Source organism: Salegentibacter sp. BLCTC (assembly GCF_015143665.1).
Taxonomy (GTDB): Bacteria; Bacteroidota; Bacteroidia; order Flavobacteriales; family Flavobacteriaceae; genus Salegentibacter; species Salegentibacter maritimus.
Genome location: NZ_WYEW01000004.1, coordinates 113,997 through 127,675, shown reverse-complemented (window position 1 = coordinate 127,675; position 13,679 = coordinate 113,997). Strand labels below are relative to the sequence as shown.

At 37.5% G+C, this 13,679-nt stretch carries 7 protein-coding genes; 1 reads left to right on the top strand and 6 read right to left on the bottom strand.

Annotation, left to right across the window (positions count from 1 at the left end):
• Positions 1-6: 6 nt before the first annotated feature.
• Both GUB10_RS06890 and GUB10_RS06885 read right to left on the bottom strand, forming a co-directional pair.
• Positions 7-1,614: a UxaA family hydrolase gene (locus GUB10_RS06890; RefSeq protein ID WP_193710702.1), complete on the bottom strand. Its 1,608-nt coding sequence runs from the start codon at positions 1,612-1,614 to the stop codon at positions 7-9.
• A gap of 48 nt (positions 1,615-1,662) precedes the next feature.
• On the bottom strand, positions 1,663-4,245 hold the full coding sequence (locus GUB10_RS06885) for an alpha/beta hydrolase-fold protein (protein WP_193710701.1): 2,583 nt from the start codon (positions 4,243-4,245) through the stop codon (positions 1,663-1,665).
• A gap of 335 nt (positions 4,246-4,580) precedes the next feature.
• On the opposite strand from GUB10_RS06885, the gene GUB10_RS06880 reads away from it, so the two are divergent.
• A complete protein-coding gene (locus GUB10_RS06880) occupies positions 4,581-5,420 on the top strand; it encodes an AraC family transcriptional regulator (RefSeq protein ID WP_193710700.1) in 840 nt (279 codons plus the stop codon).
• A gap of 98 nt (positions 5,421-5,518) precedes the next feature.
• Here the strand turns inward: GUB10_RS06880 and GUB10_RS06875 are convergent, their stop codons facing one another.
• The 4 genes from GUB10_RS06875 to GUB10_RS06860 all read right to left on the bottom strand — a co-directional run bounded on the left by GUB10_RS06875 (position 5,519) and on the right by GUB10_RS06860 (position 13,447).
• Positions 5,519-6,217 (bottom strand): gluconate 2-dehydrogenase subunit 3 family protein, encoded by a 699-nt coding sequence (locus GUB10_RS06875; protein ID WP_193710699.1) that lies wholly within the window; start codon positions 6,215-6,217, stop codon positions 5,519-5,521.
• A gap of 10 nt (positions 6,218-6,227) precedes the next feature.
• A complete protein-coding gene (locus tag GUB10_RS06870; protein ID WP_193710698.1) occupies positions 6,228-7,955 on the bottom strand; it encodes a GMC family oxidoreductase in 1,728 nt (575 codons plus the stop codon).
• A gap of 450 nt (positions 7,956-8,405) precedes the next feature.
• The gene (locus GUB10_RS06865; RefSeq protein ID WP_193710697.1) at positions 8,406-10,310 is read right to left on the bottom strand and encodes a SusD/RagB family nutrient-binding outer membrane lipoprotein; all 1,905 of its coding nucleotides are present in this window, start codon (positions 10,308-10,310) and stop codon (positions 8,406-8,408) included.
• A 20-nt stretch (positions 10,311-10,330) separates the two neighbouring features.
• Positions 10,331-13,447 carry a SusC/RagA family TonB-linked outer membrane protein gene (locus tag GUB10_RS06860; protein WP_193710696.1) on the bottom strand — a complete coding sequence of 1,039 codons (3,117 nt, stop codon included), beginning with the start codon at positions 13,445-13,447 and terminating at the stop codon, positions 10,331-10,333.
• Between the last annotated feature and the right edge of the window lie 232 nt (positions 13,448-13,679).

Here is a 13,679-nt window from a genome sequence, read left to right as displayed (position 1 = left end):
TAAGTGTTATAATGAAACCCCTCTTTTCCAGGGAATAAAATCGTCCTGTCCCAACTTGTGGGCACAGGTTAATGTTTTTCCACTGGCTATTTCAATAATTAGATTTAAGAGATCTTCTGATAAATTTTCTAAATCTGCTTCTTCTGAAATTAACTTCCCCGCATCAAAATCAATAATATCCTTCATCTTCTTTGGCAAAGCAGAGTTTGAAGATATTTTAACAACAGGACAAATCGGGTTTCCTGTAGGGGTACCCAATCCAGTTGAAAATAGGATTAAATTTGCTCCAGATCCGGCTAACCCGGTGGTAGATTCTACATCGTTCCCGGGGGTACACAGTAAATGTAAACCGCTTTTTACGGGATATTCTGTATAATCAAGTATTCCACTTATTGGGGCTCTACCTGCCTTGGTCGCTGCACCTGCCGATTTAATTGCATCGGTTATTAAGCCATCTTTTATATTCCCTGGGGAAGGGTTCATATCGAAGCCCGACCCTACTTTTTGCGCCTGGGTATTATAAGTTTCCATTAAATTTATAAACTTATCTGCCATTTCCCTATTTTGGCAACGATCTATCAAATCCTGTTCTACCCCACATAGTTCCGGGAATTCAGAGAGCATAGCGCGGCCGCCTACAGCCGTAATTTTGTCGGCTATATAACCAATTAATGGATTGGCGGTAATGCCTGAAAATCCATCAGATCCGCCACATTCCAAACCGATATTGAGTTTATCCAAACCTGCAGGTTTTCTCTCAATGCTGTTAGCTTTTTCCAGCTCGGGATAGGTTTTGGAAACTATTTCCTGTAACATATCTTTTTCTGAAGAAAACTGCTGTTGTTCAAAATAAAGAACTGGTTTCTGTGGGTTCAGTTTAGCCAGTGCTTCTTCCAGTAAACTCATTTGGGCGTGTTGGCAACCCAAACTCAATACCGTTGCACCTGCTACATTGGGGTTTTTAATATAGCCTGCAAGTAAATTCACCAATGCCTGGGCATCATCCCGTGTACCCCCACAACCACCTTCGTGAGCAAGGAATTTAATTCCGTCTACATTCTTAAAGACTTGCTCATTAATGACTTCAGCATTAGCTACTGCATCAGAGTCTCCAGAGAGCATTTGCCTCAATTGCAATTTATATGGGTTTTCCTGCTTATAACCCAACTCGGTTTCAAAGGCCTCTTTTAATACCTTTAAATTCCTATTTTGACAAAAAACCAGCGGTACAAATAACCAGTAATTAGCAGTGCCAACCTGGCCATCCTCTCTATGGTAGCCCATAAAAGTTTTGTTCTTAAGGGAGGTGATATCTGGCGAATTATAATTGTAAGTTGTGCCCTCATATTTATAATCGGCTGCACGGTGTTTTATATTTTCAATAGTTAAAGCATCTCCACGGCCAATTGGCAAAACCACTTCTCCTACAGGAACACCATACATAACAATAATATCTCCGGGACTAAACTGCTGCAGGGCAATTTTATGTTTAATCTCTATATTTTGTGATACTTCAATTTGTGCTCCCGAAAGCTCTATAATTTCACCAGAAACTAAATTGCACAAGGCTACACCAACATTATCCTGTTCGCTTATTTTTAAAATTTTATTCAAGTTCTTAGCTTTTGCGTTGTTTTATAAGTAATTACTTTAATGGTTGGTTTACTCGTTCCATATCACATCGTCTACTTCAATACGCCAGGAATTATCAAAAAAGCCGGCAGCTTTTATCCCGGGAAGTCCTTCATGCATCATCGTATCTTTAAAAATCATAAAGTCCGGATAAAACGTACCATTTAACAAATAATCGTTGCCCCAGGCAGCTTTCATTCCTTGCTCGCCGGTAGCGGTAATTACCCCTATACTTGCCAAATCACTATCTTTTCTGGGGTATATAAAATATGCTCCCAGATCTTTTCCTTTCAAAGTTTTTCCATCTACAGTCATTTCCCCTTTAGAAACCTGAATAGGTGAATCTTTGAGCATAGATTTCCAACTTGCATGGTTAACGCTGTTTCCATATAAGATTATATTTTGATCTGGGTAATCTTCCGGATTGAATTCTGTATCGGCTACCAAAGTTAGGTCTCCATTGGCACGGTAATAAAATTTCTCGGCATCAAATTTTGCACGGTGATAATACCATTTATTTTCCCTGTCACTTCCCTGGGTTGCATAAACCAAAACAGGCTTATTTTTAAAGGCATCTTTAAAGCCGCCATACCTATGCGGGCCTTTTTCCTGGTAACCAGGCTTTTTAGTCACTTCCCAGTTAGATTTCATTTTTTTCATCACCAAAGACTTCAGCTCTTTATTTACGGCAATACGAACATCATCTATAACTATAGAATCTGGTTTTACAGAAAACTCTGAAAAGTCAACTTCAATAGTTTTTACGTTTTCCGTAAAAATCTGAAGTAAAGTACTATCCTTTTCTACTGAAATATTACTAATTTCAAAAGGACGCTCTTGTTGAAGGATTTTTATGTAATGTGCTTTTTCTGAAACCCCAGGAGAAGCCGTTTTAAATGAAAAATCATTTTGGTTCTCATCGGTTTTTTTATCGTGCGCCTTAAAAAAGTCAAATATTAACGGCCAATCCATACTGTGGTTACCATACCAATGAGTACCGTTGGGATATTCATAATAAACAAAGTCATTATGAAAAGTACCCAAACGCTCGCGCATATCTCTCGCTATAAATGTTGGAACAACTGAATCTACCTCGCCGTGCAGCACATAGATACCAAAGTTTAGATAATTCTCTATTAATTTTAAAGTACGGCTGGTGTTTCCGGCCCTTTTAATCATTGCACTTAGATCTTCCTCTTTTTTTGAATTTAATTGAACGGCCGTTCTTTTATTAAATTCCTCTACCCCCATTTTAAACCTTTCCTGAAGCAGCTGTGGATTATCGGTAATTCGCCGTTTAAAGCTTTCACGATACAACAATAGATCAGGATAGCCTGCTGCAGGAGCAATAGCTGCAAATTTATCGGGGTAAGTTGCACCTAAATACCAGGTACCGTGCCCTCCCATAGAGTGACCGGTTAAATAAGTATGCGTGGCATCGGTTTTCCATTCATTTTCTGAATGCGCAAGAACTTCAAGAGCATCTAAACGCCCCCAATCTTCCCAGGCAAAACCAAACGGCCTTCTATTGGTAGGTGCCACAATATGCCCCCAATCTTTTTGCTGATAAGCATTAGCCTGATTAACAGCTTCTACCGAAGCTCCATGCAAAGAAAAGAACATAGCCTGGTTTTCACTAACAGTATCTAAAGAAGGTGCCATACTATAATACTGTACACTACCATCAATGTTGCTCACAAAGGTTTTTTTATGATGTTCGTATTTTGATTTTACCGGAAGTGATAAAGTATGTACATCTAATATTTTCCTGTTAGCATTTACAAGCTCTAACACTACTTGCACTTCTTTTTTTCCTTTAGGGATATTGGCAGAAGGAATTTCAAAAGGTACTTTTCTAACATGTAATGCCGGTAGTGCTGAAATAGCTGTTTCAGCAACAGCATTGGCTACACGGGCTACTACCTTTACATTTTCTATATTTTTCTCACTTGTATTTGCTATCCTAATTGCTGCAGGGAAATTTTCTTTTTGCTGTATTAAGATTTCGGGCAAAGTCATATCCCGCTGCGTAAATTGAAGCTCTTTTTTGGGTTTTATAAGCCTTGCACGCATTCGGGAAAAACGACCTGAAGAAAGGATAAACTCATTCTTCCCCTTCTTTAATTTAAGAGGAATTAAATTCCAACCAAAATCATAATAATCACCCTCATGAGGAAACCCATTAACCAACACACTGGTATGTCCAGATGCATCTAATAAAACTATCTCCTCTGCATCTGCCTCGTACTCTAAATACAAATAACCGTCTCTTAAACCGGGATCCTGAAATTCACTATTTTCATTTACTTCTATTTCTTCCCATCTTATGGGTTCTCCGCGATAATTTTTACCGGTAGACTTTCCCTTTTTTATTCCGCTTTTGGCTTTACCTATAAATTTTGCGAAAAGAGGATCATATTCTACAGCCTCGGTGTCTTTTGGAAGTTGTTGTTCTTTATAAATAAGAGCTTCTGTAAAAATATGAAGCACTTCTCCTTCGTGCACATCTTCAACCTTTTCTTTTCCAAAATACTCCACAATGTTCCCCTCCCGCTCCTGGGCAGTAAGGCTTACAAAGACAAAAAACAAAAACAATGATAGAATTCTATTCATAACAAATTTTAAATAAGATAATAACAATCGTATTTCTTCTAATTTTTAAGCTGTTTTTAATTAACATCACTTCCCAACTAAAGGATTAAAGACCAAGGGCTTTCAAAATATTTTTACTAAAAAAAGCACTAAGCTGGATAAGGGTTAAAACACTTTTACTAAAACTTTAAGCAACTTTGCCCTAAACAAAAAGAAACACCCTACCAAAATTATACTTATTCCTGCTTATTTCTTTCACATTAATTTGCATTCTATTGTACAATATTTGCTCATTTGAAGCATTTATTTAATAAATTTGAAAATTACCGTATAGTCTTGTCTTAAACTTTTAAAAAATGAAACTTCATTTTCTTCATAAAAATTTAAAAAGTAACTTCGAATTTAGCCATCATAAAGAGCGACAGTTTCTACGCTTATGGCATTATCACCCCGAAATTGAACTGGTATATATAAAACAAGGAAAGGGTACCCTCTTTGCGGGGGATTTTATTGGAACCTTTGAGGAAGGGAATCTGTTTTTAATAGGAAAGAATATTCCACATATGTTCCAAAGTTCTTCTAAAAATTTTTCTGAAGCCTATGTTCTTCATTTAAATCAGTCGTTTTTTGAGGCTATTGAAAGCAATAAAGAAGAATTTCAATATATAAGGCTTATTCACAACTTAAGCGAAAGAGGGGCCACTTTTCACAGTTTTAAAAAGAATAAAATTGAAAATCTACTTTTTCAATTGCGAGAGCTACCGGTACCACTACAAGCAATTAACATACTTCAGGTTTTTTATTCGCTTTCTGTTCATTCTAATAATACTTATTTAGGAAGTGTAAACTGGTTAAATCATCATCAAGTATCAGATCAACGATTAAGCGAGGTCATGGAGTTTTTAATGTTGAATTTTAAAGAGGATATTAGTCTTGAAAAAATTGCAGGCATAGCCGGTATGAATAAAACAGCATTTTGCAGATTTTTTAAACAACATACCGGAAAATCTTTTATCACCTATCTTAACGAGCTACGTATAAATTATTCCTGTAAATTATTAAAAGAAGTACATAGCAACTATTCAATTTCCAAATCTTGTTTTGCATCGGGGTTTAATAGCTTATCTTATTACAATAGAATTTTTAAAAAAACTATTGGCTTAACCCCTTCAGAATATTTAAAGCGTAGTATTTAAACATTTTTAGAAAAAATAATTGCTAAATTTAAAAGCACTAGCCTTCTTTAAGAAAACCAGTGCTTTATTATTTCAAAATCCTTAAAAGTTAACAGCTATTAAATCTGGTAATCATCCCAGTTCATCACTTCGTTTCTGGTGCTAGGATCCATAGCATGTTTCAATAAATCTTCATCGTATTGCATCCCGTGTTTTTTAAGAACGTGCTCGGGAACACCGTCCCAAACATTAGGGGTATTCCCACGATAATCAAGATATTTAAAGCCCGGCTCACTGGTAAAGTAGCCGGTAACCACTAAGTTTTTAATTCTTCGGAAGAAAGTTGGCCCCGGTGATGTTTTTTCAAAATCCTGAGGATATGCAATTTGATCGATAATTTTTAACTGATTCTCTTTTGAAGCTTCAACAAAAGACCTATCAAACTGCTTACTGCTTTCCCGGTTAAGCCACATTAAACCTCCTCGCATGGGTAACTGGTGCTCTGGGATATCTTTTACAATAAATTCTATAAACTCCGGCACTCCCGCTTCAGTAGCAGAGACCGATTCTTCATCTTCAGGTATAATTATATCTGCCAGGCTTGCAATCATTGCCATTTCTTCCTTTGTAAAAAAAGTTTCAGACATTAATTCTTCATCCCTTTCTATTTCTTCGGGTGTTCTCCCGTAGTTTTCCCTTTCCTCTAGTACATCACCTTCTTCAACAGGTGATTTTTTATCGCTCACACAGCTGGTAAGAAAAAGGCCTGAAGCCATTCCTCCCATTACCAATGTCCTTAAAGATTCCCTTCTATCCATAATTTATCTCTTAAACATTTCCTTTTTTAAGTTCTTCAATCAAATAATCTGTAGCACGCCAGGCCAGGGCCAGGATAGTCCATGTGGGGTTTTTATCGGCCTGGGAAACAAAGGGCCCGCCATCCATAATAAATAAATTGGGAACATCATGAGCCTGGTTAAATTTATTTACAACCGAACTTCCCGGATCGTCGCCCATTCTGGTAGTTCCTACTTCATGAATAATTTTACCGGGTTTTTCCAGCCCGTAATTTGAGTCTTTTCCGGGCTTGTCACCCAAAGGAATGGCACCCATATTATGCATCACCTCTTCAAAAGTATCTTGCATGTGTGCAGCCTGTTTTATTTCTTCATCAGACCAATTATAGTTGAATTTTAAAACAGGGATTCCAAATTTATCTACCGTATTTACATCTATTTCACAATAATTGTCTTTTCTGGGAATACTTTCACCTCTTCCTGCCATTCCAAAGGTGGCTCCATAAAATTTTTTCACATCTCTTTTTAATCCGGTGCCATAAGCATTTCGTGAAGTATCTCCAATCGCTTCTTGTAAAGCTTGTGTGTTAAACCCAAATCCATAGGCCGGCATACTCATTCCTCCCCAATATTCTATATGATAGCCGCGGGTAAAACCAAGATGCTTACTGTCATTAAGCCACCAGGGAGTATAAAGGTGCATACCCCCCACTCCATCTTCGTTATAGCGTTCCCGGTCCATTAATTTAGGAATAAAACCTCCTCGTGAAGAACCTGTAGAATCATGCAAATATTTCCCTACTACTTCACTGGAGTTAGCAAGACCATTAGGATGTTGAGAAGATTTGGAATTAAGTAGAATTCGGGCAGAGCTACAAGCACTGGCAGCTAATATTACCACTTTAGCTTTAATTTCGTAATCTTTTAAATCTTCTTTATTTATATAAGAAACCCCGGTAGCTTCCCCCTCGCCGTTGGTCAATACTTCTCGTACCATAGCATTAACATACAAATCTACATTTCCGGTCTCTGTAGCCGGTTTTACAAGCACTGATGATGATGAAAAATCGGCGTATGCCATACAGGATCTTGAGCATTGGTTACAAAAAAAACAGGCTCCTCTTTCCTTATTAACAGGCTTGGTAAGTATAGACAAACGTGAGGGAATCATAGGGATACCGGCTTTTGTAGCACCTTTTTTAATATACAACTCGTGAAGTCTTGGTTTTGGAGGGGGTAAAAAGAACCCGTCTGGTTCGTTTGGAAGGTTTTCTTTAGTACCAAATACTCCTATTAACTTATCAACTTTATCATAATAAGGTTTCACATCTTCATAATCTATGGGCCAATTATCGCCTTTGCCATCAAAATCTTTTCTTTTAAAATCTAAAGGACCAAAACGCAAGGAAATACGCCCCCAATGGTTGGTTCTCCCCCCTAGCATCCTGGAGCGAAACCAGGAAAATTCGGTGTTATTATTTTGGGTATAGGGTTCACCTTCTAACTCCCAACCACCATAAGCCATATCAAAATCACCAAAGGGCCTGGTACTACCAGCTCCTCTTCGGGGCGACTCCCAGGGCCATCTAAGTTGGGTACGTTGCTCATTATTGGCAGGGTCAAAATCTGGACCGGCTTCCAGCAATGCTATTTTAAAACCTGCATCTGCCAGTAATTTTGCAGCCATACCACCACCTGCTCCAGATCCTACTATGCAAACATCATATTGTTTTGGTTGCTTTTTTATTTGAAACGACATTTTATTCAAATTAAGATTTGTTATTTACTAGATAATCGAATTTACATACTTCGAGTTGGTTAGCCCCTTCGTGAGTTCCCCTGAGGTAATTTACCCGACATCCCCCTTCATATCCCAAATTATTAGAGTTGAATTTTAGAAATATACTTGTAATTACCAACTAATCCTATTGAAGTATTGCGAGTAGAAGCAAAACTTTCAACTTTCCACGCTGAAAATATTAATTTTTCATTGTATTCATTTAGGTTTTCGTAATATTTTTTATTTATAACCTAAAAAAATCACCCAAACTAGACATTCCAGTACTATACACATGCATTGACTAAAGAATAAAGGCACAACAAAAACTATGTAAAACAAGAAAGGGGTGTCGATTTTAATCGACACCCCTTCTACACTTTACTTATTTCTAGAATTTAGAAAAGTAAGAATTAATTAAAAGTTTATGAATTATTCTGGTCTTGCCCACCATAGTGGTGTTAGCACGCTATCGTCTCCACCTAAATGGTTTACTGCTTGCTGATATCCTTCCGGAACATTATTCTGTAAATTTCCAGGATATTTTAAACGTTGAGGGAAAAACTCCTGACGACTCTCTGTGTAATTACTCTGATCTAAAGCAGGTAAATTAGGCAAAGAGTTTTCTATAGCCGGATTTTCAAAGAACGGTAGACCAAGTCTTCTATGATCATTCCAGGTTTCAAGTGGCAACCAAGGTGTTTGAGCAATAAACTTTTGCGTTATAATCTTGGTTAAATGATCGTTTTTAACAGAACCATTCTTATACAAATGGTTATCAGGGTAAGAGAAAGTTGTAGTTTCTTCATTTCCATTATATCCATTTATATAAGTTACAGTTTTATCTGTAGGCTCTGCAGTATGGTTCCAGTTTACCGAAGTCCCTACACGGTTGTAATCATCTGAAATAAGATAATCTTCCACATAAGACGACACATTCCAATACCCAAAACTTTGCTTCACACCTTCTTCGTAAGCAGTTTGCCCATCATGCGGCACACTCCATCCTCTAACTGCAGCTTCAGCAATTAAAAAGTAAGATTCCCAGGCACCGAAAAACACTCTTTCAGAAGAACTATTTCTAAATCTATTAGCCAAACGTGGTAAAGCACCTGCCCAGCTATAAACCTGGTTTTTAGAACCTTTCTCACCCCAATCTCCCATAGAAGGAGCATTCCAGGTAAAAGCAGCATCAATTTCCTCTACTACTTCTTCTCCATTTAACAAGTTTCTTTTTGTATTACCTGTTGTTCCGGGCGACCACGATGGGTACCTGTTCATTTCAGGATTGTCAAACCAACCGGGAACAATATAAGCTTCATAAGCCCTTGGATCAATTTCAGCGTGTAACCCATCAAACCAATATCCGGCAGAAGGATTATTAGTTAATGTTGTAAAATGATTTTCATACTTTTTCCCAAAATAGTCTTCAGACTTAATATGTTCATGTAAGTCAGCCGGTAATAATTCCTCCGAAGAAATACCTCCTAAACCAATCATTAAATTATTTAATGTTGGAGAAAGATATTGCATATTCCACTCTCTAGACATTACACCGGTTAAATCATCCCAACCTGGTTTCTCTGCAACTTTAAAACTCTCTTCCCAAGTGCTAATAAATTGTCCTGAAACAGCATCTTCAAATTCAGCTTGCGCTCTTGCTTCATCCACCTGAGAAAGTCTCATTGCCAATCTCATTCTCATAGAATTCGCATACTTTTTCCAACTGTCAAAATTATAACCATAAGCTGGATCCAGTTCCTGTACATTTGAAGGCGCTGTCACCCCTTCATCCATATCGGCCACAGCTTGTTTTAATTCGGTAAGCATAAAATCGTAAACCTCTTCTACGCTGTTAAAATCTGGGTTTTCACCTTGATAACCATTAATAGCGATAGGCCCAAAGTTATCGGTCATTTCACTAAGCAAATAAACCCTCCAAATTCTGGCAACTTGTTTTAAGTTGTTGGTATACTCGGTAATATTTCCACTTTCTATTTTTTCATCGGCAATTTGTACCGCGGTATAAGCGTGGTTTAACCATCCCGAGATAGAATTAAAGTAATCGTTAGTCCAACCATCACTATAGTAACCCACCGGTAAACTATTTATCCTATCCATTCTACCAGCTGCTTTCCAGTACAATACAAAAGCTCGTTCTGCTACGTGTGGGTTTTGTTGAGCTCCTGTAATAGAGTTATTGATAAAGTATTCAACCTGCACCTGATCGGCATTGGCTGCCACGGGATTTACGTTGATTTCTTCAAAATCGGAACAAGCATTTAGGGCTAACGCACCTGTAATTGCAAGTGTCCATTTTTTTATATTATTAATCATGATACTATCGATTTAAAATTTTAAAATTTAACACCAATATTTAAAAATACTGTACGAATGGTCGGTGAAGCAAGGTTTTCAAATCCTACTGCGTTGGTTGCCGTTGCATAAACCGATTCGGGATCAACCCCGTTTAGATTACTATCTATCATCCAAACATTATTAGCAGATACCCCTGCGTAAGCTGAATTAAAGAACGTATTATCCAGCCAGGTTGAAGGTAAATCATAACGAAGGTTTATTGATCTTAACCTAAAGTTAGTCGCATCGTAAATATTAGCCTCATTTATCCCTAAGTTACCAGATCTTTCGGTAATATTTTGCCAGTACAATTGTGGTGAAACTTCAGTAGTATTTTCTACAAAACCACCATTATCATCGGCTACAACACCATCTACTACAATATTATCACGGTTTCCATTAGTTACAGTTTCGGCACCTGTACCTGCATTTTGGATAGCACGGTTAGTACCAGAGTAGATTTCTCCACCTATTCTTGCATCTAACAGGAAGCTTAAGCTAAAGTTTTTATAACTAAACGAGTTAGAAAAACCTAATAAGAAATCTGGTTGTTGATTACCCAAACGCTCTTTTTCACTAGTAGCTAATGGTATACCTTCTTCATCAACAATAATCTCACCAAAAAACGGACTTGACTCATCCTCAACTCTTTGGTACTTAGTTCCATAGATTTCACCATAAGGTTCACCTTCTACGGCAAGAATGGCAAGGTTATCAAATCCTCCTAAACTGTATTGTGTAACTCCATCGGCCAATTCTTTAACCGTGTTTACGTTTTTGGAGAAGTTTACATTCATATCCCAGTTTAAGCCTTCAGGATTATCTATTAGACGCCCATTCAACATTAACTCAAAACCTTTGTTTTCAATATCTCCGGCATTAACTTTAACGCTGCTATAACCACTAAGTGGGTTTAATGGTAAATTAATAAGCTGTCTTGTAGCATTGGTTTTATACCAGGAGAAATCAATTCCAAGGCGGTTGTTGAAGAATCTTGCATCTAAACCAAATTCTGTAGAACGAATCAACTCACTTTTTACATCTGGGTTGTAAAGCGTTCCATTTCTCCCTGCTGTGGTGTTACCGTTAGGATCTTTTCCTACATTATAAAAATTATATAATTGATAGGCAGGTAAATCGTTACCAACTTCGGCGTAAGAACCTCTTACTTTTGCAAAAGATAACCACGATGGCACATCACCACCGGTATTTTTAATCATATCGGTTACCACTAAAGAAGTACTTACAGATGGGTAGAAGAATGATCGGTTATCGGGATGCAATGTAGAAGACCAGTCATTTCTTCCTGTTACATCTACGAATAGAAATCCGTCGTAATTAACCTGAAAAGTTCCAAATACCGAATTGATCTTTTTATTAGAATAACTTTCAGAAATACTTGGATTACCAATTCCATTATTTAAGGCAAACAAGTTAGGAACTTCCAATTCACCGGCATTTCCGTTAATTGAGCTGGATTCCTGCTCCATTAAGTTTCCACCCAAGGTAACCGAACCACCCCATTTACCGAAGATATCATCTTTTGTAGCTGATATAATCGCATTGTAATTGGTTTCCATAAAAGTATTTTTACCAACACTAAACCTACCAGTTGCCGATAATGGACTACCACTGTATAATTTTGATTCTGTATTGGTAGTATAAATGTCTGCTCCTGCTTTAACCTCAGCATACAGCCAGTCATTGAAATCATGACGAATAGAACCATTTAACATAAAACGGTCTCTGGTATCCATGTTCAGGTTGTTTCTGTAAGCCCAATATGGGTTCATAGCATTAGAAGGTACATACCATCTCATATTTCCAAATTCATCGCTTGCACGCTCATAATCAGTAACATCTAAAGATCTTGGCAACAAGTACATGGTAGCGAATGCGTTAGAAATGTTCACCCCATTTAACGGACGGTTTTGAGCAGTAGCTCTAATATACTGTACTTTAACATCACTTTTCCATTTGTCTTCTTTTCCAAAAACAGAAACTCCACGAGTCATCAAGTTTAAACGTTCTAAACTTGCTCCCGGAATTAAACTATTATCATCTAAATGATTTACCGATGAAAATAATGATGTACCGTCAGTAACTTGTTGTTGTAAAGATAAACTATGGTTTACATTTAAACCATTGTCAAAATAATTATCAAGGTTATCGTAAGCACGAAGTTGCTCTTGTTCTCCTTCAGCATTCTCTACAGTTTGACCTTCTATCTTAGGACCCCAGCTCGAACCCGATTGATTGTCATACTGCCCGTTAGAGCCTTGCCCATAAGAATCTTGTAAGTCTGGTGAGGTAAATATTGACTGAAAACCAATATTAGTTGAATAACTTACACCCAGTCCTTCCTGCTTTTTACCGGTTTTAGTAGTAATCAAAATCACACCGTTACCGGCCCTAGACCCATACAGAGCTGCTGCAGAAGCTCCTTTAAGAACCGACATACTCTCAATATTTTCAGGATTTAAATCTCCTAAACCATTCCCCATATCGGGAGAGGGGTTCCAGTAATCGTTATTTGCAGCACCTGTAAAGTTATCCATAGGTACACCATCTACAACAATTAGGGGTTGGTTATCTCCGGTAAGAGAGTTATTACCACGCAAAACAATTTTAGAAGAGCTTGCAGGGCCACCACTACCTCTAACTACCTGTAAGCCCGCAACCTTACCAGTCATCGCGTTGGCAAGGTTGTTTTCACGAGCTTGCGTTAAAGATTCTCCTCCAACTTCCTGAAGAGCATAACCTAGTGACTTTTTCTCTCTTTTAATTCCAAGAGCCGTTACTACCACTTCATCAAGTGCCTGGGTATCGGGGGCTAATTCAACTTGAATTTCCGACCCGTTAGGCTTAATTTCCTGGGTTACATACCCCAACATAGAAAACTGCAGAATACTTCCTCCCTCAATTTCAATACTAAACATCCCATCGAAATCGGAAGAGACCCCATTGCTAGTTCCTTTTTCAATTACGTTAACTCCCGGAAGCGGCATGCCGTTTTCGGCATCTACAATACTACCGCTCACCGTTTGAGTTTGTGCCAGCATCAAATTAATGCTGCACAAGAATAAACAAGCAAACAAGAATAATTTTCTGTTCATTACACTATAAGTTTTAGTTAAATTTAATCACAAGGTAAAACCCTGTTTTCTTAATTTTAACCAAAAATTGATATAAATTTTAAATATCAATAATAATTTCGACTGACAACACATTTCAATCGCTGTACAAACGAAAACGTTATCGTTTCTTAAAATTATTAGTCTCATTTTAATAGAAAAATGCTGTAATTATAAAGGATTACGCCACTTAAGCTTAAATTGAAGCTTTAAT

Excerpts from the sequence above, each read along its gene's own strand:
- GUB10_RS06875 (WP_193710699.1), bottom strand. The coding sequence starts at position 6,217 with ATGGATAGAAGGGAATCTTTAAGGACATTGGTAATGGGAGGAATGGCT.
- GUB10_RS06865 (WP_193710697.1), bottom strand. The coding sequence starts at position 10,310 with ATGATTAATAATATAAAAAAATGGACACTTGCAATTACAGGTGCGTTA.
- GUB10_RS06880 (WP_193710700.1), top strand. The coding sequence starts at position 4,581 with ATGAAACTTCATTTTCTTCATAAAAATTTAAAAAGTAACTTCGAATTT.
- GUB10_RS06885 (WP_193710701.1), bottom strand. The coding sequence starts at position 4,245 with ATGAATAGAATTCTATCATTGTTTTTGTTTTTTGTCTTTGTAAGCCTT.
- GUB10_RS06860 (WP_193710696.1), bottom strand. The coding sequence starts at position 13,447 with ATGAACAGAAAATTATTCTTGTTTGCTTGTTTATTCTTGTGCAGCATT.
- GUB10_RS06870 (WP_193710698.1), bottom strand. The coding sequence starts at position 7,955 with ATGTCGTTTCAAATAAAAAAGCAACCAAAACAATATGATGTTTGCATA.